At 53.1% G+C, this 25,633-nt stretch carries 28 protein-coding genes; 27 read left to right on the top strand and 1 reads right to left on the bottom strand.

Going from position 1 to position 25,633, the window contains the following annotated elements; genetic code table 11:
* Window positions 1–18: 18 nt before the first annotated feature.
* The 12 genes from IEV46_RS09125 to IEV46_RS09070 all read left to right on the top strand — a co-directional run bounded on the left by IEV46_RS09125 (window position 19) and on the right by IEV46_RS09070 (window position 10,763).
* Complete coding sequence (locus IEV46_RS09125) at window positions 19–423, top strand: F0F1 ATP synthase subunit epsilon (RefSeq protein ID WP_188432237.1); 405 nt, start codon at window positions 19–21, stop codon at window positions 421–423.
* A 257-nt stretch (window positions 424–680) separates the two neighbouring features.
* Window positions 681–959: a group II intron maturase-specific domain-containing protein gene (locus IEV46_RS18075; protein ID WP_229736012.1), complete on the top strand. Its 279-nt coding sequence runs from the start codon at window positions 681–683 to the stop codon at window positions 957–959.
* A gap of 543 nt (window positions 960–1,502) precedes the next feature.
* Entirely contained in the window at window positions 1,503–1,877 is a 375-nt protein-coding gene (locus IEV46_RS09115; protein ID WP_188432235.1) for an NADH-quinone oxidoreductase subunit A, read from the top strand.
* Complete coding sequence (locus IEV46_RS09110; RefSeq protein ID WP_188432233.1) at window positions 1,868–2,392, top strand: NuoB/complex I 20 kDa subunit family protein; 525 nt, start codon at window positions 1,868–1,870, stop codon at window positions 2,390–2,392. Before IEV46_RS09115 ends, IEV46_RS09110 begins: the two co-directional genes overlap by 10 nt.
* Entirely contained in the window at window positions 2,382–3,104 is a 723-nt protein-coding gene (locus IEV46_RS09105) for an NADH-quinone oxidoreductase subunit C (RefSeq protein ID WP_229736011.1), read from the top strand. Before IEV46_RS09110 ends, IEV46_RS09105 begins: the two co-directional genes overlap by 11 nt.
* Window positions 3,105–3,394: 290 nt before the next feature.
* The gene (gene nuoH / locus IEV46_RS09100; RefSeq protein ID WP_188432231.1) at window positions 3,395–4,363 is read left to right on the top strand and encodes an NADH-quinone oxidoreductase subunit NuoH; all 969 of its coding nucleotides are present in this window, start codon (window positions 3,395–3,397) and stop codon (window positions 4,361–4,363) included.
* 211 nt (window positions 4,364–4,574) lie between these two features.
* Window positions 4,575–5,009: an NADH-quinone oxidoreductase subunit NuoI gene (gene nuoI, locus IEV46_RS09095; RefSeq protein WP_188432229.1), complete on the top strand. Its 435-nt coding sequence runs from the start codon at window positions 4,575–4,577 to the stop codon at window positions 5,007–5,009.
* Between the two features lie 5 nt (window positions 5,010–5,014).
* Window positions 5,015–5,515: an NADH-quinone oxidoreductase subunit J gene (locus IEV46_RS09090; protein WP_188432437.1), complete on the top strand. Its 501-nt coding sequence runs from the start codon at window positions 5,015–5,017 to the stop codon at window positions 5,513–5,515.
* Complete coding sequence (gene nuoK, locus IEV46_RS09085) at window positions 5,515–5,820, top strand: NADH-quinone oxidoreductase subunit NuoK (RefSeq protein WP_188432227.1); 306 nt, start codon at window positions 5,515–5,517, stop codon at window positions 5,818–5,820. Before IEV46_RS09090 ends, nuoK begins: the two co-directional genes overlap by 1 nt.
* Window positions 5,821–5,859: 39 nt before the next feature.
* Window positions 5,860–7,719, top strand: coding sequence for an NADH-quinone oxidoreductase subunit L (gene nuoL, locus IEV46_RS09080; RefSeq protein WP_229736010.1), 1,860 nt, complete (start codon window positions 5,860–5,862; stop codon window positions 7,717–7,719).
* Window positions 7,716–9,254, top strand: coding sequence for a complex I subunit 4 family protein (locus IEV46_RS09075; RefSeq protein WP_188432223.1), 1,539 nt, complete (start codon window positions 7,716–7,718; stop codon window positions 9,252–9,254). Before nuoL ends, IEV46_RS09075 begins: the two co-directional genes overlap by 4 nt.
* A 3-nt stretch (window positions 9,255–9,257) precedes the next feature.
* The gene (locus tag IEV46_RS09070) at window positions 9,258–10,763 is read left to right on the top strand and encodes an NADH-quinone oxidoreductase subunit N (RefSeq protein ID WP_188432221.1); all 1,506 of its coding nucleotides are present in this window, start codon (window positions 9,258–9,260) and stop codon (window positions 10,761–10,763) included.
* Window positions 10,764–10,842: 79 nt separating this feature from the next.
* On the opposite strand, the gene IEV46_RS09065 is transcribed toward IEV46_RS09070, so the two are convergent.
* Window positions 10,843–11,208, bottom strand: a complete 366-nt coding sequence (locus tag IEV46_RS09065) for a hypothetical protein (protein WP_188432219.1) — start codon at window positions 11,206–11,208, stop codon at window positions 10,843–10,845.
* Between the two features lie 400 nt (window positions 11,209–11,608).
* Between IEV46_RS09065 and IEV46_RS09060 the strand changes: the two genes are divergently transcribed.
* The 15 genes from IEV46_RS09060 (at window position 11,609) to IEV46_RS08990 (ending at window position 25,632) form a co-directional block, all read left to right on the top strand.
* Window positions 11,609–11,848, top strand: a complete 240-nt coding sequence (locus IEV46_RS09060; RefSeq protein WP_188432218.1) for a DUF1146 family protein — start codon at window positions 11,609–11,611, stop codon at window positions 11,846–11,848.
* A gap of 84 nt (window positions 11,849–11,932) precedes the next feature.
* Window positions 11,933–12,673, top strand: coding sequence for a YwmB family TATA-box binding protein (locus IEV46_RS09055; protein ID WP_188432216.1), 741 nt, complete (start codon window positions 11,933–11,935; stop codon window positions 12,671–12,673).
* A gap of 21 nt (window positions 12,674–12,694) precedes the next feature.
* Window positions 12,695–13,999 carry a UDP-N-acetylglucosamine 1-carboxyvinyltransferase gene (murA, locus tag IEV46_RS09050; protein WP_188432214.1) on the top strand — a complete coding sequence of 435 codons (1,305 nt, stop codon included), beginning with the start codon at window positions 12,695–12,697 and terminating at the stop codon, window positions 13,997–13,999.
* Window positions 14,000–14,122: 123 nt separating this feature from the next.
* Entirely contained in the window at window positions 14,123–15,157 is a 1,035-nt protein-coding gene (gene spoIID / locus IEV46_RS09045) for a stage II sporulation protein D (RefSeq protein ID WP_188432211.1), read from the top strand.
* 29 nt (window positions 15,158–15,186) lie between these two features.
* On the top strand, window positions 15,187–15,441 hold the full coding sequence (locus tag IEV46_RS09040) for a YciI family protein (protein WP_188432209.1): 255 nt from the start codon (window positions 15,187–15,189) through the stop codon (window positions 15,439–15,441).
* A 206-nt stretch (window positions 15,442–15,647) separates the two neighbouring features.
* The gene (locus tag IEV46_RS09035; protein ID WP_188432207.1) at window positions 15,648–16,319 is read left to right on the top strand and encodes a M23 family metallopeptidase; all 672 of its coding nucleotides are present in this window, start codon (window positions 15,648–15,650) and stop codon (window positions 16,317–16,319) included.
* A 182-nt stretch (window positions 16,320–16,501) separates the two neighbouring features.
* Window positions 16,502–16,789 carry a sporulation transcriptional regulator SpoIIID gene (spoIIID, locus tag IEV46_RS09030; RefSeq protein WP_009710430.1) on the top strand — a complete coding sequence of 96 codons (288 nt, stop codon included), beginning with the start codon at window positions 16,502–16,504 and terminating at the stop codon, window positions 16,787–16,789.
* A gap of 354 nt (window positions 16,790–17,143) precedes the next feature.
* Complete coding sequence (locus IEV46_RS09025) at window positions 17,144–17,914, top strand: DNA-directed RNA polymerase subunit beta (protein WP_188432204.1); 771 nt, start codon at window positions 17,144–17,146, stop codon at window positions 17,912–17,914.
* Between the two features lie 107 nt (window positions 17,915–18,021).
* On the top strand, window positions 18,022–18,543 hold the full coding sequence (locus IEV46_RS09020; protein WP_188432202.1) for a CDP-alcohol phosphatidyltransferase family protein: 522 nt from the start codon (window positions 18,022–18,024) through the stop codon (window positions 18,541–18,543).
* Window positions 18,544–18,613: 70 nt separating this feature from the next.
* Window positions 18,614–19,918 carry an NAD-dependent malic enzyme gene (locus IEV46_RS09015; protein ID WP_188432199.1) on the top strand — a complete coding sequence of 435 codons (1,305 nt, stop codon included), beginning with the start codon at window positions 18,614–18,616 and terminating at the stop codon, window positions 19,916–19,918.
* Between the two features lie 390 nt (window positions 19,919–20,308).
* A complete protein-coding gene (gene fabZ, locus IEV46_RS09010; protein ID WP_188432436.1) occupies window positions 20,309–20,737 on the top strand; it encodes a 3-hydroxyacyl-ACP dehydratase FabZ in 429 nt (142 codons plus the stop codon).
* A 191-nt stretch (window positions 20,738–20,928) separates the two neighbouring features.
* The gene (gene wecB / locus IEV46_RS09005; protein WP_188432198.1) at window positions 20,929–21,999 is read left to right on the top strand and encodes a non-hydrolyzing UDP-N-acetylglucosamine 2-epimerase; all 1,071 of its coding nucleotides are present in this window, start codon (window positions 20,929–20,931) and stop codon (window positions 21,997–21,999) included.
* Between the two features lie 87 nt (window positions 22,000–22,086).
* On the top strand, window positions 22,087–23,298 hold the full coding sequence (locus tag IEV46_RS09000; RefSeq protein ID WP_188432196.1) for a glycosyltransferase family 4 protein: 1,212 nt from the start codon (window positions 22,087–22,089) through the stop codon (window positions 23,296–23,298).
* A gap of 151 nt (window positions 23,299–23,449) precedes the next feature.
* Window positions 23,450–24,523 (top strand): Gfo/Idh/MocA family protein, encoded by a 1,074-nt coding sequence (locus IEV46_RS08995; protein ID WP_188432194.1) that lies wholly within the window; start codon window positions 23,450–23,452, stop codon window positions 24,521–24,523.
* Window positions 24,520–25,632: a DegT/DnrJ/EryC1/StrS family aminotransferase gene (locus tag IEV46_RS08990; protein WP_188432192.1), complete on the top strand. Its 1,113-nt coding sequence runs from the start codon at window positions 24,520–24,522 to the stop codon at window positions 25,630–25,632. The genes IEV46_RS08995 and IEV46_RS08990 overlap by 4 nt, the downstream gene beginning before the upstream one ends.
* The last annotated feature ends 1 nt before the right edge of the window (window position 25,633 follow it).

The raw sequence follows: 25,633 nt of genomic DNA, 5'->3' as shown, positions 1-25,633 counted from the left end.
TGGAAGGAGAGAGTGTCCATGAGCACCATGCAGCTGGACATTGTGACGCCCGAGCGTAAGGTCTACTCGGAACAAGTGGAGATGGTGATTGCCCGTGCGGAGGAAGGTGACATCGGAATTCTGCCGAATCATGCACCTTATGTCAGTCCGCTGAAAGTCACCGCGGTGAAAGTGAAGAAAGATGGGGATGAATTTTTCATCGCCGTCAGCGGTGGTTTTATCGAAGTGAGGGAGAACACTGTCACCATTTTGGCAGAAACCGCCGAGATGCCGGGCGAGATCGACATAGAACGTGCCGAATCGGCCAAGCGAAGAGCAGAAGAGCGCTTGGCTGACCGCAAGCGGGATGACATCGATTTCAAACGGGCCGAAATCGCATTGCAAAAAGCTCTTACCCGACTTCGAGTCGGAAAGAGCGGATAAGTGTGGAACGGCTGAAAAGCAACCCACATTTGTGGGTTGCTTTTTTTGATGCGCGCCCGGCATGGGCACGTTCTACAGGGGGAAAGTCCCGAGCGGTGAAGGCAGCAGTGTCACCGGTTCACCCGGTATGCGGATGACTGCCAAATCTTCGTGAAAACGAAGAAGGCGGGACGATGCATCCAAGACTCGAGGACCTGCTTTCTCGAGAAGAAACTTCGTTTAAAGGTCAATCGGCGGAAAAGTGCGGTGGACCGCACATGGAAGCGGAGCTTCCTTGGAATCACCTTCACATCGCATCAACAACCTCGCATCCGGATCGCCAAGGAAATAAAATCCGTCAACTGACATCCCGCAGTCGCCCCATTCCCATGGACCGGCGGATTCAGGAACTGAACCACTACCTCATGGGTTGGTGTAGTTATTTCAAGTTGGCGGAAACCCCAACGGTGTTTCGGCGCTTGGATGAATGGCTGCGAAGGCGCCTTCGGGTGATCCGCTGGAAAGAGTGGAAACAGCCGAAGACTCGGGTACGCTAGCTTATTTCTATGGGCATTCCGAAAGGGAAGGCCGATGAGTGGAGCAACACCCGGAGGAAATACTGGCGCATCGCAAAGAGCCCTATTCTACACCAAACCCTTGACCTTGCCTATTGGCAAGACCAAGGGCTTCTGAATGTCGCTCGTCGAACCCAATTCCTTCGTCAGACGTAGTGGAACCGCCGTATACCGAACGGTACGTTCGGTGGTGTGAGAAGACGGGGGTTAGTCGCCTTCTCTTACTCGATTTGGGCAGGAGAAGATTGGGATCCAGTTAAAAACTGTGTTAAAATATCCAATAGTGCCCAAGAATGTGGAAGATAGGCCATCAGACCATTCTGATATCAGCCCTTCTGAGGTTCCGTTCGGTTTTCGGTTGGAGGAAAAGAAGGACTTCTGATATAATCAGTAACTGGAGTTCCTTTTTCGAATCTTTCCAATTGGGGACTACGATTGAATATTTCAGTCAAGTGTAAGTCGGGCAATAAGGTAAAGCAGACCCTTCGGATGCCGGTCTGCAACAGGAAGGTGGGGGAGACGTTAATGGAGTATGCACAGAGCTACATGACCATCCTCGTGTTTATCCTGGTCGGGTTGGCATTGCCGGCGGCGGCCCTAACCCTGGGTGCCTGGCTCAGACCGCACAAACCGACGTCGGCCAAGGCAATCACCTATGAAAGCGGTGTCGATCCAACGGGTGACAGCTGGGTCCGGTTCAACGTTCGGTATTATCTCTTCGCCCTTCTGTTTGTCATATTTGATGTGGAGACCGTCTTTCTCTACCCTTGGGCGGTAGCTTATGATGTCCTGCGGGCGGATGTCGGTCTTTTTGTGTTGGTTGAAATGCTGATCTTTGTCTTCTTTTTGGTGATCGGTTTAATCTACGCCTGGAAGAAGAGGGTGCTGGAATGGACATAAATCTGAAAGACCTTCTCCCCGAAGAGGCTGAGGAACTGAAGCGAAATGTGTTCACCACCACGTTGGAAAACGTGAAGGCATGGGCCCGTAGCAACTCCCTATGGCCGATGACTTTTGGCTTGGCCTGCTGCGCCATTGAGATGATGGGAACCGGGGGTGCCCACTATGATCTGGATCGGTTCGGTTCTTTCTTTCGGGCTTCACCCCGTCAGTCTGATGTCATGATTGTGGCGGGGACGGTGACCAAGAAGATGGGGCCTCTGTTGCGCCGTTTATACGATCAGATGCCCGAACCCAAATGGGTGATCGCCATGGGTTCCTGTGCCACGGCGGGAGGCCCCTATGTGAAGTCCTATTCGGTGATCAAGGGTGTGGATCAAATCGTGCCGGTGGATGTTTATATCCCCGGTTGTCCGCCCAATCCGGCGGCTTTGATTTACGGAATTCACAAACTGAAGGAGAAAATCCGCTATGAAGCCGGAACCGGAAAGAAGGTGACCACCCTTGACCCGTGATGACCAAAAGAAACCGGAAAGGACATCGGTGAGACCCGACCGGCAGCATTCTTCCACCTCCGGTGAGAAAGAGGGTCTTTCCGGGGAAAACAGGGAGGAATCCCTTGATCCACAGGTTGGGAAAGAACAGGAAGATCGGGCTGCACAGGCCGTCCAGAGATTAACACAGGCTAAAGCCCGGGCGGCGGATGTGAAAAAACGTCCCTCAAAAGAGAAAAAGCCCCCGGAACCTTCACCCCTTCAACCTTTGTTGGATCGATTTGTCAAGGTGTTAACTGAAGGAGTGGGTCTTGATGCAGTGGAGGAAGCTTATATCAACCGGCCCGGAGGAGACCGTCCCACATTGGTGATCACTCCGGCAAAGTGGTTTGAGGTGGCCCGTCTGCTGTTGAAGGAGGAGTCTTTAGCTTTTGACTACCTGGAAAATTTGTCAGGTGTCGATTATGAAGATCATATGGAAATTCTCTATCATTTGACATCGCTGACCCATGGCCATGATATCTGTGTCAAGGTGAAGACCGGACGGGAGGAGCCGGAGGTGCCATCGGTGACCGGAGTATGGCGGGCCGCCAATTGGCACGAACGGGAGATTTACGATCTGCTGGGGGTCCGTTTCCCCGGTCACCCTAATCTGGAGCGAATCCTGATGCCGAAGGAATGGGTGGGGCATCCATTGCGGAAGGATTATGAACCTTATGATCGTGGAGTTTGAGACAAGGGATGTAAACAGCGGAGGGAGGATGGCGTTTTATAGAGCGCGCAATTCCGACCGTTCGAAACGCATCGTCCAGACCGGTTGAAAGCGCTGTCACCAGAATTGTTGTAAAGGTATGAACCGACCCCCAGAACGCATATGATCACCAAACAATCGGACGTGGTTGAGAGCGAATGAGAGGAAATCCCGGAGTGGAATGGTATGGAATCGACAGATCTTCCTGATCCGGAAGAAACAGATGTTGAAGAGGGAATGTCGGAGGTTTATGCGGGGAGGTGGATGAGGACATGAACGTGTGGATGTTGCTCGGCCCGGTGCTCCTCTTGGGGGTGGTGCTCGGGTTTGTCACCTACGCCATCCTGCTGGAGCGAAAAGTGCTCGGCTGGATGCAGGGGCGACATGGACCCAACCGGGTCGGTCCCTGGGGAATTTTTCAGACAGTGGCCGATGTCTTTAAGTTGTTGATCAAAGAGGATACGATACCGGCCAAGGCGGACCGGACCCTTTTCAAAATGGCACCGGTGATCGCATTTGTCCCGGCCTTTGTCGTGCTGGCTGCGATTCCCTTCAGCGAGGATCTGGTGTTTGCCGATATCGGTGTGGGGGTTCTCTATATCATCTCGCTTTCCAGTATTACCACGATCGGGATCCTGGTCGGGGGATGGGCTTCCAACAACAAATATGCCCTGCTCGGGGCGATGCGGTCTGTCGCTCAGATGATCAGCTATGAGATCCCCTTAGTGATGTCCGTGGTGGGGGTGGTGATGGCCGCAGGGACGCTCAACCTGACCGGGATCGTGGAAGCCCAGCAGCGGATGTGGTTTATCATTCCTCAAATCATTGGATTCCTTGTCTTTTTCACTGCTTCTTTGGCGGAGCTGAACCGGACTCCCTTCGACCTTCCGGAAGCGGAATCGGAGTTGGTGGCCGGTTACCATGTGGAGTACAGCGGATTCCGTTTTGCTTTTTTCATGTTGGCGGAATACGTCTATGTCTTTGCCATGGCGGCTTTGACCACGGTTTTGTTCTTGGGCGGGTGGAATCCGGTCTTTGGTCTGGAGTTTATTCCCCCGTTGATCTGGTTTGTTCTGAAGTTTGCTCTGATTGTATTCACGATCTTTTGGATCCGGGCGACACTTCCCCGGATCCGGGTGGACCAGCTGATGCAACTGGGTTGGAAAGTGCTTCTTCCCCTGGCTCTGTTCAATATTTTCCTCTCAGCACTTCTCAAGGAAGTGCTCGAGGGTTGGTACTAGGGCGTGTCTGATAACTCTCTGGGCCGAACCGGTCGGGATTGGGTTTCATTGTTCTGAACTGCCAAAATCACTTCATGTCAACCCAATCCTCCCTCTGTTGCTCTATACGTCTCACAATCCATGGAAACTTGAATGACCAGACGCGTCCCAGAAGCATTGTGAACCCACTTGTCACCGAGCTTCCGGACTTTAAATGAACGGGGGGATTCTCATGATGGGTCTGATCAAAGGGATGGGGGTCACTCTCAAAACCATGACCCAAAAGAAAGTGACCCATAAATATCCTGACGAACCCATTCCGATGCCGGACCGGTTTCGGGGAATTCAGTACCTGGATCCGGACAAATGCATCGTCTGCAATCAATGCGCCCGGGTTTGCCCGACGGACTGCATCACCCTGACCGGCCGGAAAAACCCGGAAAAGCGGGGGAAAGTGCTTGAGACCTTCGATATCAATTTCGAAATCTGCATCTTGTGTGATCTGTGCACAGAGGTCTGTCCCACAGAAGCCATCGTGATGACGCATAACTTCGAGTTGGCCAGTTACAGCCGGGATGACCTGTTTAAAGACATCCACTGGCTTAGGGAGAACAACTCCAACATCCGGAGTGAAAACAACGTGAATGCGCGGGGTGTGAAAAAATGATCGAGATGAGCGGTGAGTTTATCGCTTTTTTTGTCCTGGCTGTGTGCGCTATCGGCGGGGCAGTCTTCATGCTCAATTTCACCCGGGTCGTCCACATGGTTCTGTCCTTGGCCTTCACTCTGTTGAGCATCGCCGGGATCTATGTTCTGCTGAATGCGGAGTTTCTGGCAGTAGCCCAGGTGCTGATCTATACCGGGTCTGTGTCGATTCTGATGTTGTTCGGAATCATGTTGACCCGGCACAGAGATCAGGAGGAGACGGTGGTCCGTCCCTGGCACGGTTTCTTCAGTTTTATCGGGGTAGGGGCTTTGTTCGGGATTCTGGTCCACACCATTTACAACACTCCTTTTGAAGAGAGCACAGCCTCTGTCAAGGAGTTTACGGTCTCCCGTCTGGGAGAGATCGTCTTCAAGCAGTATGTCATTCCTTTTGAAGCCCTCTCCATCCTGTTGTTGGTTGCACTGGTCGGGGCTGTGATTCTGGCGAGAAAGGAGTCGAAGACCTGATGCCGGTCTCATCTTATCTCGCATTGGCGGCAATTTTGTTCAGTGTGGGATTGTACGGGGTTCTGACCAAACGGAATGCTGTGATCGTCCTTTTTTGTATCGAACTGATGCTGAACGCGGTCAATATCAATCTGGTCGCCTTCTCCAAGTACGGATTGTATGCCAATCAGACGGGACAGGTGTTCACCCTGTTCACCATGACGGTGGCGGCGGCGGAAGCAGCGGTGGGGGTGGCCATCCTGCTGGCCATCTACCGCAATCGGAACACGGTCAATGCCGACCGCTACAATTCGATGAAAGGTTGATCCGGCATCATCAACATCAGATGAAGGATGGGTGATCCCATGATCGAGTATGCGTGGATAATCCCCCTCTTTCCATTGGCCGCCTTTGTCTTGCTCCTGCTGGGGAGAAAAACCTTCAGCGAAGGGACGGCGTCTTGGGTAAGTTCCTTGGCGGCTTTTTTCTCCCTTGCAGGATCCGCGGCGGTGTTGTGGGAACGGATGGGTGGGAAAGACCGCGTTTTTGGGCTGGAGTGGCTTTCCTTCGGGGAGACGACGATCCGGTTCGGAATCGAAGTGAACGCCCTCAATGCATTGATGCTTCTGATTGTGAGTTTGGTGGGCTTTCTCGTCCAGGTGTATTCCAGGGGATATATGATGGGAGATGGGCGTGTCCCGGTCTTCTATGCCTACTTGAGCTTGTTTACCTTTTCCATGCTCGGGTTGGTTCTGTCCCCCAACTTGCTCCAACTGTATATTTTTTGGGAACTGGTGGGGGTCTGTTCATTCCTGCTGATCGGCTTCTGGTATTTTAAACCGGAAGCGAAGCGGGCGGCCAAAAAAGCCTTTATCGTGACCCGCATCGGAGATATCGGGCTGTTGATCGGGGTGATTCTCACCTTTGTGCATGTGGGCAGTTTTGAGTTTGACCGTGTGTTTGAAGCGGTGGGTTCCGGGGAGATCCCCCCCGGGACGGTGACACTGATCAGCTTGCTGCTCTTTGCCGGGGCTGTGGGAAAGTCAGGTCAGTTTCCGTTACATACCTGGTTGCCGGATGCCATGGAGGGACCCACTCCGGTCAGTGCTTTGATTCACGCGGCGACGATGGTGGCAGCGGGCGTCTGGCTGGTCGCGGGAATGTTTCCCTTGTTTGCCTCATCACCGGTGGCTATGGACACGGTGGCTTGGACAGGGGCATTCACGGCGATCTTTGCTGCCGGCATCGGGCTGGTTCAGTATGACATCAAGCGCATATTGGCTTACTCCACCATCAGTCAGTTGGGGTATATGATGTTGGCCCTCGGGGCCGGGGGTTATGTCGCCGGGGTCTTTCACCTGATGACCCATGCCTTTTTCAAGGCGCTGTTGTTCCTGGCGGCGGGTGCGGTGATTCTGGCTCTCCATCACGAACAGGATATTCGAAAAATGGGTGGTCTCTGGAAAAACCATCGGCGGGTGGGGTGGCTCTTTTTGGTCGGTTGCCTGTCCATCGCCGGGATTCCGCCCTTCTCAGGCTTTTTCTCCAAAGATGAAATTCTTTGGTCTGCATATGCCGATGGTCGGCTCGGGGTGTTTCTGGTTGGGACCGTAACAGCCTTTTTAACCGCTTTTTACATGTTCCGCCTTTTCTTCCTGGTGTTTGGGGGAGAAACCCGGGGGGAGAGGGAAGCCCAAAGGGTGCCGACTGTCTTGATCTGGCCGCTGGGAGTGTTGGCCCTGTTCTCGGTGGTCAGTGGATTCCTCAATTTCCCGGGAGACTTTCTGGGCCGGTGGTTGACCGAGGGGATGGGAATATCGGGGACGGCGGGGACCGCCCCGGTCTGGATTCCGCTTCTTTCCGTTCTCGTCTCACTGAGCGGGGTGGCTCTCGCCTGGGCGATGTACAGTAAAAAAAGTATCGACCCCGACGGAGTGTCCCGTGCACTTCCCGGAGTACAGCGGCTGTTGTACAGGAAATATTATGTGGACGAAATTTACGGTTTTGTTCTGGTGCGCCCCTACCGGTGGTTGGGAAGGTTCTTGAATGGATTTGACCGCTATATCGTGCAGGGGGCGGTCGGACTTGTGAGCACACTGGTCCGATCGGCGGGCGGTCTTTTCGCCGGAATCCAAAACGGCCAGGCCCAGACCTACGGCTTGGTGAGTGTCGTTGGACTGGTTCTGATGATTCTCTGCCTGACAGCGGGGAGGTTGTTCGGATGATGGAGAGTTGGCTCAACTGGCTTCCCACCTGGATCGTGTTGTCGCCCTTGCTGGGGGTGGCAGCCCTCCTATGGATTCCACGGGAACAGACGGGTTGGCTGAAGAGGGTTGGTCTTTTGGGAACCCTGCCGCCACTGGTGTTGGTCCTGATCCTGTTCTCCCGTTTTGATCCGGGATCCGGTAAGGTTCAATTTGAGCAATCGATGACGTGGTTTCTGATCCATCTGCCACAGGTTCAAGGGCCGGTCCCTCCCTGGTCGGTCAGCTATCATCTGGGGGTGGATGGACTCTCCCTTCCATTGGTGGTACTGTCGGCTGTGATTGCGACACTGGCGGCCTGCGCCTCTATGTACATCAGGGAGCGGCACAAAGGGTATTTTCTGATGTTTCTGCTCCTGGAAGCCGGAATGCTTGGGGTGTTTCTGGCCCGTGACCTGTTCCTCTTTTTCCTCTTTTTTGAGGTGACCTTGGTCACGCTGTTTTTCCTGATCGGGATTTGGGGAGGTGTCTACCGGGAACAGGCGGCCAACCGTTATCTCCTGTATAACGGATTGGGATCAGCCTTTCTGTTGTTGGGGATCATCGGGCTGTTTGTTCTCTATCAAACCCTGGACTTCGATCGGATCCGGGAACTGGCCCATCTCCCCGAAGCTCGCCAACTCTTTGCCCAGCCAGCTTTTCAGAGGGTCTTCTGGGGAAGTTTCCTGTGTCTCATGTTGGCATTTGGCATCAAGCTCCCCGTGTTCCCTTTCCATACCTGGATGTTGAAAGTTCACGCGGAGGCACCTCCGGCAGTGGTGATGATCCACTCAGGTGTTTTGTTGAAAATGGGGGCCTATGGGCTGATCCGGTTCGGCGTTGAACTTTTTCCCGATCCGATCCGGGAGAGTGCCATTGTTCTGGCCGCTCTCGGCTTGGTCAACATCCTCTACGGGGCTGTTCTCGCCTTTGCACAGTCGGATCTGAGGCGGATTCTCGCATACGCCAGTGTCAGCCATATGGGGATGATCCTCTTCGGAATCGCCGCCCTAAATGAAGCCGGACTGACCGGGGCGGTATTTCAGGCGGTCTCCCACGGCTTGATTTCCGCGCTCCTCTTCTTTTACATCGGAAGCTTGCATGAGCGGACGGGAACCACTGAGGTGAATGAATTGGGAGGTCTGGCCCAACCGGCCCCGGTACTGACGGGAATTTTTTTGGCCGGTGGGCTGGCACTCCTGGGATTACCGGGAATGTCGGGATTTATTTCGGAATTTCTGACCTTCCTCGGTTTGTTCCAGCGAGAGCCCGTCCTGGCAGCTCTTGGGACCTTGGGGCTGGTCCTGGCAGCGGTGTATACCCTTAGGGCTGTGTTGAAGACCGGATTTGGACCGCAACGGGAGCGCTGGTCCCGGATCCCGGATGGCCGGAGCGTGGAGACGGTTCCGATGTTGGTTCTGCTGGGCTTCATCATTTTGATCGGCGTCTGGCCCAACGTCCTCGGGGGACCGATGCAAATCACTCTGCAGACGATTGCGTCGAGGATCGGAGGGTAGGGGATGGAAAAATATTTTCTGGATTACGACTGGACGGTGTTGGCTCCGGAATTGATCATTGTCGCAGCTGCTGCCCTGCTGTCCATTATCGATCTGTTCTTGAAAGAGAAGAACGATCGGCATTGGCTTCATTGGGTTGCGATTGTGGCGGTGATTACGGCGGGAGTGTTCGTCTTTCGGCAATGGGGGGGAGCACCCGCTGAAATACTGTTGGACACATATCGCGTGGATGACTTTGCTCTTACCTTCAAATTGATTCTCCTGGCCGGAACGGCCCTGGTGTTGTTGGCTTCTTACCGGGACGACGGGCCGAAGGAGGCACGGGGTGAGTATACGTATCTTCTGTTGACGGCCCTGTTGGGGGGGATGTTGCTGACTTCCTCTGCCGATCTGATCACTCTCTTTATCGGATTGGAGTTGTTGAGTCTCTCCTCCTATATCCTGGCCGGGATCCGGAAGAAGCGGCTTGCTTCTAATGAAGCAGCCTGGAAATATGTTGTACTCGGCAGTGTGTCCACAGCTTTTATCCTGTACGGGATGTCCTTTGTGTACGGATTGGCGGGCACCACCCACTTGTATACAGCCCAGCAAAGATTGGTCGAAGCGTACAACGGGGGGTATGAATCCTTTGTGCTGTTATCCTTGTTTTTGATGTTGCTGGGATTCGGCTTCAAAGTGGCCTCAGCCCCCTTTCATATGTGGGCACCGGATGTATATCAGGGTTCTCCTACACCGGTGACCTCATTTTTGGCGGTAGTGTCCAAGACAGCTGCCTTTGCCTTCATCCTGCGCATGCTGTTGTCCCTCTATCTGTTCCTCGTTCAGACAGGACCTTGGACGGAACTGGTGGGTCCAGCGCTGTTGACCCTGGCGGCCGCTTCCATGATCCTGGGTAACATGGCTGCTCTTCGGCAGCTTCGGACCAAGCGGCTGCTGGCCTATTCAGCCATTGCCCAGGCCGGTTATATGTTGGTGCCCGTTGCCACCTTGACCGGAGCGTTGATGTTTGAGAGCACTGTCTATTACCTGATGGCTTATCTGTTTATGACCTTGGGTGCATTCACCGTTGTGATGCAGGTGGAACGGGACTCCGGCAGGGAAGGGATTGAGGCATTCGCCGGGTTGTCCCGCCGTTCTCCTTGGATGGCGGCGGCGATGACCGTCTTCCTTCTCTCCCTGGCGGGGATTCCGATTACTGGCGGGTTTTTCGGCAAATTTTACATCCTTTTCCATTCGGTGACGGCGGAAGCCTATTGGATTGCGGCTGTCATGCTGGCCACGACGGTGGTCTCCTACTTTTACTATTTCGGGATCATCCGGATGATGTACTTTCGTCCGGCGATGGACGGGACGAAAGTGCGGATTTCGGTTACGGCTGGAGCGGTGGTTCTAGTATCCCTTGCCGGAACCCTTCTCCTCGGATTTTTCCCCCAATGGCTCCTCGATCATTTGGGCAACCTGGATTGGATCCAGGGTTTTCAGCCCATCCATGGGCCGGTGGAACAGTGACTCGAGTTGCGAAGATACCTTTCTCCCCTTCTTTTACGGAAGGGGATTTTTTCACGCCACTTGGAGAGAGACCATTTTTTCAGGTGTTCCGTCCTTTGCCGGCGGTTACTGATAAAAGGGGGTGGAAGAGCAACTCTGAGCCTGCCAGCAACAGTCCCACCGTCAGGGCTGTATTGGTGTCCACATAAACCGATGGAAACAGGTATTGCAAACCGTAAAAGAGTGATGAGTAGATCAAAAGGTCCACGATCGCCGCTGTGGTGGAACGATTGTCAGCAACCATCAGCCGGTCCAGCCAGAGCCCGATGACAGCCAAGATGAAAGAGATGGAAAGCCCTTGGTGGGAAGCCCCCAAAGACAAACCGTCAGTCCATCGATCGACCAGTATGATCATCATCCAGGCCACTCCCCATTTCATTGCCGCGTACAGGTACACAGGAGACATGGGAGTTCCTCCGATCCGCTTTTCCCGTAGTTTTCCCGGAAAAACAACATGTAAAGTTCAGGGGAAAAAATTCTCCCCTTTTTGATTAGAAGCGTTGTGAAAAATCCGGTCAAGGGAGGGTTGGGTTTCATATGAAGCGTCCTTGGATCTCTAGACTTTGGCGCCGAAATGTGCAACCCAACCCCGACGGACCCGGCAGATACGAATTCATAACGCGATCGTACCGGGTCGGGTTCATGCATATGGGACAAAGGCACCTTCACATGTGAACTCCAACTTTTCTGTGAGATTTTTTCACTGTCTGTTCAGAACTCAGGGGAAGGAAAAACGTTGCGTTACTTCTGGTTTTGGGTTAGCATGGGAATATCGTGAACCCACTGTACCGGGGGTGCATAAGCATATGGATGGAGCGACACAATTCGCTGTCTCAGCACTTATCAATATCTTGACATCCTTGATCTGTATCACCCTGAGTTGGTGGGTCTTGCAGAATGTTCGTCTCGATCTTTTTTTGCGTAATCCCGGGGGGATACAGGGGAAAATGTTGCAGGTTCTCCTCTCGATTGTCCTCGGGCATGGTTTGGCTGTCTTTTTCATCGACTATTTGGGTTGGTCGGGAATGATCGGCCAACTGTTTTGACTCCGTTCTGAACACCTGAGAAGGGTATATCCTCTCACTGTACCGAGAACAATGGTGAAAAAGAGGTACGGGAGAGGATGAGGGATGCATCGGAAAAGAATTGCTGTCTGGGTATGGCTGTTTTTATCGGTCTTTCTGATCGCCTCTGCCAAAGATCCATCACAAGAAGAAGAATTGCTCCGGGTATTTGACCGGAGGGGGGCAAAAATTGATCGCTATATGTTGCATGTGGGAAGCCGCGCCCCTGGAAATTATTCATCGGCGGATCTCCAAAATCTGGCAGATCGACTATCTGGTGAGTTGGGGCTGGGGGAGGTTCAGACGAAAAACATGGCCGATGGGACGCGTTATGAGGCACATGGAAAGTGGAACCGAAACCTTCAGGTGAAAATGGCCGTTATCAACGATAGGCCGGGAGATTCGTTTGTGAAACCTTATATTTCCATAAGTGCAGCGGGCCGCGGGCCGCTGAACCAGGCACATTTTTTTGAAGCCCACGGCCGTCTGTTCCGCACACTGCAGAAATTCCGGATAGACACAAACACTCATTTTTCCATACAGGGGAAGCTTCCCTTTGAGCACCGGGCAAACAGAGATGACCGGGAAGAACTCGTCAATCAAGTGGTCAGGGAGCTCGGGGCTGAGGAAGTCGAATCGATGCGGACGGAACGGACCACAAGTGTGTCAGCACACACCCCTCTTTTCAACGGGGGATTGAAGACCAAGGGTGGGACGATGAATGTTCAAGTGGCAGCCAAGATCGGTGATGACGACCGGCAGATCATTCTTACCCTGGGGACCCCGATCATCACGATAGAATACTAGACATGCTCGGAGGGAAAAGTCTTGGAAAAAATCATCGTTCGAGGTGGCAATCGGCTAAAAGGACGGGTGAAGGTGCATGGAGCTAAAAACGCCGTCCTTCCGATTATTGCTGCTTCCATCTTGCCATCTCGGGGGGATATCGTTATCCGGGATGTTCCCATGTTGGAGGATGTAAAAACAATAACTCAGTTGCTTGCGAACCTGGGTGTCAACACGGAGCTGGATACTGAAAACGAAGCGATCCGGATTCAGGCCGAGTCTGTGGGAAATACAGAAGCACCCTACGATCTCGTTCGAAGAATGAGGGCATCTTTTCTGGTGATGGGACCGTTGCTCGCCAGGAAAAAACACGCCCGGATTCCTCTTCCCGGCGGTTGTGCTATCGGGAGCCGCCCTATTGATCAGCACCTCAAAGGCTTTGAAGCGATGGGGGCGGAATTCACCATCGGGCAGGGCTTTATCGAGGGGACTGTTCCCCAGAGATTGTCCGGCGCCAGGATTTATCTGGATGTGGCTAGTGTCGGGGCCACAGAGAACATCATCATGGCTGCTGCCTTGGCAGAAGGCCGAACCGTCATTGAAAACGCCGCTTGTGAACCGGAGATCGTCGATCTGGCCAATTTCATCAATGCTATGGGGGGCCGGGTTCGAGGAGCCGGTACCGACACGATCCGGATCGATGGCGTGGATTTCCTTCATGGCACTGAATACACTGTGATTCCGGACCGGATCGAAGCGGGTACATATATGGTGGCCGCCGCGATTTCCGGAGGGGAAGTGTTTGTTGAAGGAGCTATCTCCGACCATCTCAACCCCTTAATCGCCAAAATGAGAGAGATGGGGGTGGAGATCCTGGAGGGCGTAAACGGCGTTCATGTCCGGGCAGATCGGCCACTGAAGCCCGTGGATGTAAAAACTTTGCCCTACCCCGGTTTTCCCACAGATATGCAGTCCCAAATGATGGCGTTGTTATTGACCGCCGAGGGCAACAGCATGCTCACTGAGACTGTGTTTGAAAATCGGTTCATGCATGTGGAAGAGATGAAGCGGATGGGGGCTCGTATGAAAATCGACGGCCGTTCAGTCTTGATCGAAGGAGGGCTCCCGCTGTCCGGTGCCCAGGTGAAGGCGACAGACCTTCGGGCCGGTGCTGCCTTGGTGTTGGCGGGTCTCGTGGCCAAGGGTACGACGGAAGTGACGGAACTGCATCACATCGACCGGGGATATGTCGGTTTGGTTGAAAAGTTGTGCGCACTGGGTGCCGATATCGAACGGGTGATGGTGGAACCCGGGGAAAAAGTGGACGTTCAGCACTCATACGCTTAAATATGGAGGTTTAACCGCAGCCGGGAGGTCTGGTTGCGGTTTTTTTGTTCTAGGTTGATTCAACCCCTCATAGGTTGGAAGAGAGGTTGTCCCTCGGATGATTCCAACAGGAGGCGGGTCGGATTGCATAAAGGGATGGTCCTGATCTTGGCGGTTTTGATCGGAGTGATGGTTGCCGTTCCGGCAGCTTTGGTCAGTTTGGATCGGAATGACCGGCCGGTTTCCAGCATACGGGTCGATGGCGGCTCTTCAGCGTCATCTTTGGATTCAGGCCCTGAAGTGAAGGTTTATCTCAGCAAGGAGAAAAAAATGGAGACCTTTCCGATGGAAAGCTATATTCGGGGAGTGGTGGCGGCGGAAATGCCGGCCCATTTTCACCCCGAAGCCCTGAAAGCACAAGCCCTTGCAGCCCGGACCTATATCGTGGACCGATTGTCCCGTGGGGATTTTTCCGATATGGCCAAGTGGGGGGAACAGGCCGAAAAAGCGAATGTGACCGATACCGTGAATCACCAGGCATATCTTACAGACAATCAGTTGAAGGAACAATGGGGAGATCATTATGAAACCTATTCCGCCCGAATCAACCAGGCGGTGGCAGAAACAGCGGGTCAAGTGATCGAGTATCAGGGCAAGCCGATCTATGCTGCCTTTTTTTCCACCAGTAACGGCAAAACGGAGAACTCTGAGGATTATTTTTCCGAAAAGTATCCCTATCTGAGAAGTGTCTCTTCCCCCTGGGATAAAGCTTCCCCCAAATATCGTGACCGCAAGCAATTTCAGGTGGCGGATTTAGTGGACAAGATTTCTCAATCCACCGGAAAACAAGTGGCGGTGGAAGCATCTACCGGAGGCGATTGGCTCCAGGTGACCCAAAAGACAGAAGGAGGCAGTGCCGACAAGGTTCAGGTCGGGGATCAGGTATTTACCGGACGGCAGATTCGGGAGGCTCTCCAACTCTCCTCCGCCGATTTTACTTTTCAACTCTCAGAGGGTATAGTCACGGTGGAGACAAAAGGTTACGGTCATGGAGTGGGAATGAGTCAATGGGGGGCCAACTTTATGGCCAAACAAGGAAAGTCGGCCAAGGAGATCATCCGACATTACTACCGTGGGGTGGAGCTTGGAAGCATGAATACTTATCTGAAGAAGAATTGACACCGATAAATGGTAAAGGAGAGAGGACTGTGCCCCATTTTGCGGCAATTCTCCATATGGAAAGACCGGAGTTAAATCAGGAATATCGTCCCCTTCATCTGGAATATCTAAACAGGCTGGAACAACAGGGGAAAATATTTGCGAAAGGTCCTTTTGCCGACGGTTCCGGAGGGATGGTGATCTACATTGCGGACACGGCGGAAGAGGCGCGGGAATTGGCGGAGGGGGATCCCTATGTAGTGAAGGGGGTTCGGCGACTGGAACTGCATGAATGGAAGATATGATTGGATAAGAGAATCGGGGGATGACGGTCTGCAGGCCATCATCCCCCGATTTTTAAGAGAAGGTGACCGGCCCGACCCAAGACTCTGCTTTGAAAAAGGCGGTGGCATTTATCCTTTTCTATCTTGGGATATATATGAAAAAAGGAGAAGAAAAGGTATAAATTCAGGATTCCGTGTCCACAATGGATCCTGAGGTGATAACCCAAATGAAACCAGAAGATCGCAGGCCGACGGGATCGGTCGAAAAAATCTCCCGATTGAAGTGGAAAAGATGGATGTCAAAAAAATGGTTTTTCCCCACCGTTTATCTGACAGCTGCAGCACTTATCCTCAGCCTGGTTTGGTGGTACCAAAATGCCCAGGATCTGGGTGTGACCAAACCCAACACCGGGTTGGAAGAGCTCAAGCAGGAAGAGACGGTGCCGACGGATAAACCGGCGGTCGAAATGAAACCGCCCATCTCCCCCGGATCCAAAGCCGGGACCACGATGGAGTACTACGATGAAGCGGGTTCTGAAAAGTCGAAAGAGGCCGCCCTGGTCCATTATGCCAACACCTTCTGGCCCCATTCTGGTTGGGATTTTGCCCGCAAAGACGGAAAAACCTTTGATGTTACCGCCGCTCTTGCCGGTAAAGTCATCCGGGTGGAAGAGAATCCACTGACAGGCCATCTGGTGGAAGTGAAACATAAAAACGGCCTTATCACCGTGTATCAGAGTTTGTCCGGTGTGATGGTAAAAACCGGGGACACGGTAAAGCAAGGTCAGAAAATCGCTGAAGCCGGTCACAATAAATTCGAAAAAGAAGCGGGGGCTCATTTACATTTTGAGGTGCGAAAAGATGGAGAACCTGTAAACCCTGCTGCTTATTTGAAATAAACTTGAGACCGGTGTACCCAGGATCCGCTCCCCGTGAGTGGATCTATTTGTTTTTTGGTTCGCCGGGTCAGAAAATTGGCTAAAAAATGGCGGAATCGGGCTTGTCAGGGCTTGTTAGATGAGAATAACGGGCAAGACGGCTCATATAATGTACCAGACATTAGCAGAGGGAGGCGAGGGGAGTGCACGATTACATCAAAGAGCGGACAATCAAGATCGGACGTTACTTTGTCGAAACCCGAAACACCGTCCGCACGATTGCAAAAGAGTTTGGGGTTTCCAAAAGCACCGTGCACAAGGATCTCACGGAGCGGTTGCCCGAGATTAACTCCGAATTGGCCAACCAAGTAAAGGAAATCTTGGAGTACCACAAATCGATCCGTCATTTGCGGGGAGGGGAAGCGACCAAGATTAAATATAAAAGAGCACGTCCGCAAAAGGAGAAGAAATTGGAGGCGACAAAAATCTGAGGAGGACCAAATTTTGGCACACCCCGCCCACCAATCAACCAATGGACCCGGTTGCGACATTTGGTCGCTACATAGAGGCAAAAGCCTCTCCGGCCGCTTCGGATTGTTGCATATGCGCACAGGAAACCCAGGGTGGAAAATGTTTCAGATTCCACCTGGTTTCTGTTTGAAGGAAGCTTTGGGTTTGCAGTGGACTTCACGGTGGAGTTGCGATATATTCTATCTATGGAGATCTGTTGCTGGCGTTTTAAAAAAGGAAATACATAAACAGGCGGGTCCGTTTTTTGGGTTGGACAGGCAGGCCGGGGCGGACCCGTCCCATCCCACCATAACGGCTGCTCGGAGAGGATAGTTATGCAGCAAAAAGAAGAAAAACCAACCCAAGTTTGGGCCAAAAACACGGAATCGAATACGAAGGAAGCTCAGGCGGGAGTGTCAGAAAAGGAGAAAGCGGTGGCAGATGAGCAGCTGACCAAACCGACTGCCTCCCCTCCCCCTTCTGAACAGGATGCGGAGGAGAAAAGGGGATCCCCCCCCAAACCGGTTAAAGAGGAGGCTTGCGGGAGCGGGGAGACTCCACCGGAACCGGCGGATCAGATTTTCCGGTCAGATAGGGAAAAAACCGGGGCGGACCGCCAGCCAACAACGGACTGTGAGGATCAGCCGGATTGCGACTCAGTGGGTGGAGCAGCCCCTCCCCCATACCATCCCAGGACGGAGGATGGGAAAATCGAGGAGGATCCCGGCGTTACCACGAAGGCTTCGAACCGACCGGAAGAGTATCCCAAGCCGGCCGGGGTCTTAAAATGGAAAAAAGGTGACTCCGGAGAGGACGTGAAGACGGAGCCCGGACCGGTCAGGGAATCGGCAAAAGAGAAAATCTCATCTGGGGAACCGGGCTCCCCGTTGGATCATCAGGAGGAAGAAGAAGCACCGGAGAAAGGGGAGCGAAAGAAACTCACCAAAAAAGTGTTGCTGTTCACCTTTGTCTGGTTCCCTTTGTTGCTCGTGGCGGCATTGGCCGGAGGGTTGTTGATCGGGTACAGTGTCATTGGAGACGATCCGGCCGGTGACGTGTTCACCCGGGATTTGTGGGAGCACTTATACAATCTGATCTACGGGTAACACCCGTCCCCGCCCGGACCACCGGGCGGCGGAGACGGGTCTTTTCTCGTAACTCCAGTTTTTTCCGGGTATCAACAAGCGGTGGAATCCTTGAGGAGGGACTCCGATTGAATTTACCCAATACAGTCACCTTGATAAGGTTTACTCTGATCCCAATCTATCTGGCTGTTTTTTTCTCCGATCTTCCCTATCGGATGCAGTGGGCCTTTGGAGTGCTTCTCCTGGCTGGGATCACCGATGTGATCGATGGGTATCTGGCAAGGAGACACAGTCAGGTGACACAGTTGGGAATCATGTTGGACCCTCTGGCGGACAAATTGATGATGTTGGCGGTGTTTCTCTCCCTGCTTATATCACAGCGGATCAGCATCCCTGCGGCGGTCGCGATTTTTCTCCGGGATCTGGGGATGATTGTCGCCTCTGCCTTTTTTCATTTTCGGGGAAAACTGACAGTGCCGGCCAATATCATGGGAAAGTTGACCACCGTACTCTATTATTTTGCTCTTTTCCTGTTGATGTTTGATCACCCGATCGGGGAGAAATTCCTTTGGGGTGTGATCATCTTTTCCTTCGTCACTTCACTGGTTTATCTGATCCAATTCAATCTGATCAATGAACGATCCATGTGAGGAAAAGAATCGGTTGTTGCCGGTTCCCCCCTTGCCGGATCGGTTTTGAGGTTGTGGGAGGTGTTCTTTTTTGGCTGACAGAAACATTATCCGGTCGCTGGTGGTGGAAACACCGTCCTTTCCCGGAAATCTGGGCAAGGTGGCAACCGCCATCGGTTTGTCGGGAGGAGATATCGGCGACATTGAAACGGTAAAAGTGGGAGTCGCCTCCACCCTGCGAAATATCACCGTTCACTGTGATGATGAAGAACAACTGGAACAGGTTTTGGATGGAATTCGTCGTCTCGGGGATGGAATCCGGCTACACGCAGTCTCCGATGATGTGCTGAGGGCCCATGAAGGCGGAAAGATTCGCATGAAGAGCAGGTTGGACATCCGCTCCCTGGCCGACCTGCGCCGGGTGTACACTCCCGGGGTGGCCGATGTCTGTCGCGAGATCCACAAAGATCCGGAAAAAGCCCGTCACTATACCTCTATCGCCAACACAGTCGCCATCGTGACCGATGGAACAGCCATTTTGGGATTGGGAGATATCGGTCCGGTGGCCGGGTTGCCGGTCATGGAAGGAAAAGCAGCTCTTTTGGACCGGTTTGTGGGCATCAGCGGAATCCCCATCTTGTTATCCACGCAGGACCCGGAGGAAATGGTCCGGACGGTCAAAAATATTGCTCCGGGATTCGGCGGGATCTTGCTGGAGGATATCTCCTCCCCTCGCTGTTTTGAAGTGGAGGAGCGGTTAAAGCGGGAGCTGGACATCCCGGTGATGCACGATGACCAGCATGGGACCGCAGTGGTCACCTTGGCGGCGGTGATTACAGCAGGTCAGAATGCAGGCGTCAATTTGAAGAATGCCGTGGTCGGACAGATCGGACTGGGAGCTGCCGGCCTTGCCATTTGCCGGATGTTGATGGATTACGGAGTGAAACAAGTGATAGGCGCCGACAAGTCAACGAAGGCGAAGGAACGCCTGTGGAATATCGGTGGTGAGACCGTGGATGGTCTGGAGGAGCTGATGGAACGGGCTGATATCGTAGTTGCCACCACCGGCGTTTCCGGTTTAATCCGGGAGGAATGGGTTCAAAAGGGACAAGTGATCCTGGCCCTCTCCAATCCCAAGCCTGAGATTGAGCCGGATGTGGCTCGGCGGGCGGGGGCGGCTTATGCCGCTGATGGCCGTTCCGTCAACAATCTTCTCGGCTTCCCGGGAATTTTTCGGGGGGCACTAAACGCCCACGCCAAAAAAATCACCAGACAAATGTTGGTGGCGGCTGCAATAGCGATTGCCGAATGTACGAAGGAGGGGGATTTGGTACCTCATCCTCTGGATCCTAAAGTGCATCAGGCAGTGGCGAGAGCTGTGGAAAAACATGCGTAAAAAGAGCACCGGGGGATCATCCTCCGGTGCCTTTTATTTGAACCCCCGCCGTATGCCGGCAGGGGGACACTTTTATTGTAGTAAGGCTTTCGGCCTTTCATACATGGAAAAGTGGTTCCGATGCCTGGATCTTGGCGGAGCGTTTGGCTTTTTGATCAGGACCCTGACGATTGTGTTAGAATCAAAAAGAATGAAACCGGGCTGTCGATGAACCAGAAAAAAGGCGGAGGGAAGGGATACGTGTGTTGTCGCAGCAAGACCGGGAGAGATGCGACCCTGGGTTTTACGGTCTCCTGTCCACACACGATCTTTCCACCTGGAGTATGGTTGATCAATATGCCTGTGAATGACCATCACTTCGCATAGGGAAAGAGAGGATTTTGAGTGGAGATGGATATCAATCAGATTCAGGAAGTGATTCCCCACCGCTATCCGTTCTTGTTGGTTGACCGAATTTTGGAATGTGAAGTGGGGAAGCGGGCAGTGGGCACCAAAAATGTGACCATGACGGAGCCGTATTTTCAGGGACATTTTCCCGGTCAGCCTGTGATGCCGGGAGTGTTGATCGTGGAAGCGTTGGCCCAAGTGGGAGCTGTCGCTGTTCTCGGGATGGAGGAAAATCGGGGAAAGCTGGCTTTTTTCGCAGGCATTGAAAAGTTTCGCTTTCGGGGTCAGGTCGGGCCAGGGGATGTGCTCACACTGGAAGTGGAGATGTTGAAGCTGCGCCCCTCTTTCGGAAAAGGGAAAGCGGTGGCACGGGTCAAAGATACGGTGGTGGCAGAAGGAGAGATGTTGTTTGCGATTCAGGATCCATCCTGAACCATGCAATGAAGACCCCTTGAAGAAGGGGTTTTCTTTGTAAATGGTAAATAAAAAAAGTGTAAACTCCGGAACAAGGGACTGGAAGATTCCGTTTCTCCAACATAGGGGGTATCCCGTTGCGTATCGAAGTTGAATGAGCAGACATGCCCTGACAACGCCAGATAGTTGCCTGAGAAGGAGTGTGGTTCGTGAAAGTGGTCACCGTGGTGGGGGCACGCCCACAATTTATCAAAGCGGCTCCCGTCTCCAGATGTCTCAGGAGAAGGGAAACGGAAATCCTGGTCCATACCGGCCAACATTATGATCCGGCGATGTCCGAAATCTTCTTTGAAGAACTGAAAATTCCCCGGCCGGATTACCATCTGCAAGTCGGATTCAAGACCCATGGGGCCCAGACCGGAGAAATGTTGTCCGGATTGGAAGAGGTGCTGATTCGGGAACAGCCGGATTGGGTACTGGTGTACGGAGACACCAATACGACTCTGGCAGGAGCCCTTGCCGCCGCCAAGCTCCAAATTCCAGTCGCCCATGTGGAAGCCGGGCTTCGCAGCTTCAATCGACAGATGCCCGAAGAGATCAACCGCGTCCTGACTGACCATATATCGGATCTTCTGTGTTGCCCGACAAAGACGGCGGTTGAACAGTTGGCTTCGGAAGGTATTTTTCGGGGGGTGGTTCAGGTTGGCGATGTGATGGTGGATGCAGTTGAATTTAACCGCGCCCTCGCCAATGACCGCAGAATCCTGGAGCAACTGGGGGCCAAGCGGCGAGAGTATGTCCTGGTGACTCTGCACCGCGCGGAAAACACAGATGATCCCGATCGGTTGGAGGAAATCGTATCCGCTTTGAACGAATTGGAATCCTCGATGATCTTGCCATTGCATCCACGGACGCGCAACCGGATGGAGAGACAGGGACTCACCTTTACCAATTCCCGCTTGAAAGTGATTGAGCCCGTGGGCTATCTGGACATGCTCCAACTTGAAATGAATGCTGCCAAAATCTTGACTGATTCCGGTGGAGTACAAAAAGAAGCCTTTCTCCTGCAAGTTCCATGTATCACGATGCGGGACGAAACGGAATGGACAGAAACGGTGGAACAAAAAACCAATATCCTTGTCGGGGCAAATAAGAGGAAAATTATCGAATATGTGGAAACTTTTCATGTGGATTTCTCCAAAGCTTATCCCGTTTTTGGGAAGGGTCACACTGCGGAGCGGATCGTGGAACTGCTGAGAAAGAACGGAGGATGCCGATAGTAGTCGCGGATCCCCCCCGCCCAGGCCTGTTTGGCAGTCGGGTTTTGGCGACGGGGGAGCGCAGGAGAAAGGAAGAACAACAACATCATGAGCCTGAAGATACTAGTGATTTCCCATATGTATCCCAACCCGGCCAATCCGATGTCGGGGGTCTTTGTTCACAACCAGGTGAAAGCGCTGAAACAGATGGGGATGGAAATTCGGGTCGTTTCCCCCATTCCCCGGTTTCCGCTCTACCCCAAATGGAGGGTGTATACCAAATTCCCCCGGAGGGCCACAATGGACAGGATTCCGATTCACTATGTACCGGCCCGGATGTTCCCAGGCGGTCTGTTTTTTCAAGCTTTCGGGTATTTGTATTATCAAGCCTTGGTTGGTGAAATTCAGCAACTGAAAGAGTCCTTCGACTTTGATCTCATCCATTGTCACACCATATTTCCCGATGGATATGCGGGAACTTTGTTGAAGAAGGTGTTTTCGGTTCCGGTGGTCAGCACGATTCATGGATCTGACATCCGTCTGTATCCTTTCCGGAATAAGGGAGTGCTGGAACGCACGGAGCTTGCTCTTAGAAACTGCGATCATATCGTGACAGTGAGCAACCGGTTGAAACGGGATGCCCAGAAGCTTGTGGCCGGAGTGGAGGCGACCACCATTTATAACGGATTTGATCCGAAGCGTTTTTATCCCCGGTCTCAAAGTGTGGCAAGAGAATATCTTCAGCTTCCGGAAAAGGAGAAAATCATTCTGTATGTGGGCAATCTCCACAAAGTGAAGGGGATTGAATATCTGATCGATGCTTTTGCCACAGTGGCCGCTCAGCATCCCGATTCCCACCTGTATCTGGTGGGGGACGGTCCCTTGAGAGGATCACTGAAAAAAAGATCCCGGGAGAAAGGCATCAAAGATCGAATACATTTTATGGGGAGAAGACCCCACAATGAAATTCCCTGGTGGATCAACAGCAGTGATGTGGTGGCACTGTCCAGTCTCAGTGAAGGGCTTCCCTCCATTCTTCTGGAAGCCATGGGGTGTGGAAAGCCGGTGGTGGCGACGGATGTCGGAGGGGTCTCCGAGATCCTTCAGCACCGGAAGACGGGGTTTTTGGCAAAACCGAAAGATCCGGAAGACCTGGTTCACTATCTGGGGATTCTGTTGATGGATGACGAGGGTCTTGCCCATGATATGGGAGAACGGGCCTATGCGGAATCCGGCTCCCACACCTGGCAGAGAAATGCTGAGCGGATGGTGAAGCTGTACACCCACCTGTTAGATAAGAATCGTAAAAGAAATGACTAAGGTTTCGTAAAGATTAGCCTTTTCGGATTCTAAATATATTTCAGCTGTGTTACATTGATACTGGTGTTGTAACATGTTTGTAATAAAGGACAGACCGTTAACTGTGCCCGTCTTCGGACGGGCACAACCATTCAGAAAGTGAGGGACCATCATGATCCATTACGGCATCATCGGATGCGGACACATCGCCAATAAGCATGTGGCAGCGATCCAAGCCGTGAAGGGGGCCCGATTGGCTGCAGTTTGCGATACGGATCCGATCCGTCTGGAACCATTCATGGGCGGGGACGTGGTTGAATATACCGATGTGGAGGAGATGTTGGCTCATCCTGATCTGGATGTGGTCAACATCTGCACGCCCAGCGGCACGCACAAAGACCTCACGGTTCAGGCAGCCCATGCCGGGAAACATGTAGTGGTGGAAAAGCCGATGGCGCTCACGCTGGAGGATGCTGACCAGATGATTGAGGCTTGCAGGGAAAATGGGGTTCAACTTTGTGTGGTCCACCCCAACCGCTTCCGGCCGGCGATGCGCCGGTTGAAGGAGCGGGTGGAGTCCGGCGCTTTCGGCACCTTCAGTCATGCCAATGCCACTCTCCGCTGGAACCGAAATCAAGCATATTATGACCAAGCCCTTTGGAGAGGCACACGCCGGATGGATGGAGGAGTGTTGATGAATCAAGCCATACACAACCTGGACCTCCTTCTGTGGTTGATGGGGGAGGTGGAGGAGGTTGCCTCTTATCAGGCTACGCGTCTCAGACAGATTGAAACAGAAGACACTTCGGTATCCATCCTCAAATTCAGAAACGGGGCTCTCGGCGTAATTGAGGCAGCGGTCACGGTTTATCCGAACAATCTGGAGGAATCCCTGTCCCTGTTTGGAGAAAGAGGCACCGCGGTGATTGGAGGGACTACGGCCCACCGCATCCGAACCTGGAGATTTGCCGATCTGAGTGAGGAGTATGGGAACAGAATCATTCAACAGGTGGATGAGGACCCTTGGGGTGTGCCGGGGCATCAATGCCTGATCGAGAATATGACTGCAGCTGTCCGTTCTGGAAAAAAGCCTTCTGTGACCGGGGAAGATGGCAAAAGAGCCCTCAGCTTGGTGATCGCTTGTCAACAGGCAGCTGAGTTCGGTCGACCGGTCAGGATCAAGGAGCTTTTGGCAGAGTCGGGGGAGCGACATTCCCCGACGCGAACAAGGGGGATGGAGAAATGAACCGGACACCATTGTTGGATCTGGCAGGCCAGCACCGGTGGATTCGCGTGGAGATTCAAGAGGCGATGAGGAGGGTGTTGGATAGCGGACGTTACATTCTGGGGCCTGAGGTAAAAGCCCTGGAGGAGGAAGTGGCCGCCTTCAGCGGTACCCGACATGGGATCGGGGTGGCCAACGGAACGGATGCTCTGCTCTTGACCCTGGATGCCTGGGGGATCGGTCCGGGGGATGAGGTGATCACCTCTCCCTTTACTTTTTTTGCTACCGCAGAGGTGATCTCCCGGTTGGGGGCCCGACCGGTTTTCATCGATATCGACCCTGAAACTTATCTTCTCGATGTGGAACAGCTGGAACAGAAATACACTCCCCGCACCCGGGCGATCCTTCCGGTCCACCTCTTTGGTCAACCGGCGGATATGGATGAAGTGACGGCATTTGCAAAGGATTATGGACTCAAAGTGCTGGAGGATGCCGCCCAAGCCATCGGAGCGGAATATAAAGGGCGGAAGGTGGGATCCTTCGGTGATGCGGCCAGCTACTCCTTTTTTCCCACGAAAAACCTCGGTGGGTACGGGGACGGGGGAATGGTGATCACCGATGACGAAGAGCTGGCGAAAAAGTTGCGCAGCCTCCGGGTTCACGGCCGAGGTTCTCAATCCAAATACCATCATATCGCCCTCGGCTACAACAGTCGCTTGGATGAGTTGCAGGCGGCGGCTCTCCGGGTGAAACTTCGCTATCTGGAAGCCTGGAATGAGGCGCGGAGGGTGAAGGCCGAGATCTATGATCAGTCCCTGGCAGATCTGCCGATTGTTATACCGACTGTCCCGGCGGATCGGAAGCATATTTACCATCTCTATATCATCCAGACCCGGCGGAGGCAAGAATTGATGAAACATCTGAGAGACCAGGGGATTGACACCGCCGCCTACTATCCGGTTCCGCTTCATCTCCAGGAAGTCTACCGGGATTTGGGATACAGGGAAGGGGACTTGCCCGTGGCTGAAGAAGTCTCCCGCCGTGCGATGGCATTGCCCCTCGGTCCGGAGCTGGATGAGGTGGCCCAGGATGGAGTGGTAGCTGCGATCAGAGATTTTTTCCTTGGATGAA

Origin of the sequence: Kroppenstedtia guangzhouensis (genome assembly GCF_014637345.1) — a bacterium.
Lineage (GTDB): Bacteria > Bacillota > Bacilli > Thermoactinomycetales > DSM-45169 > Kroppenstedtia > Kroppenstedtia guangzhouensis.
This window is presented reverse-complemented; position numbering and strand designations above follow the sequence as displayed.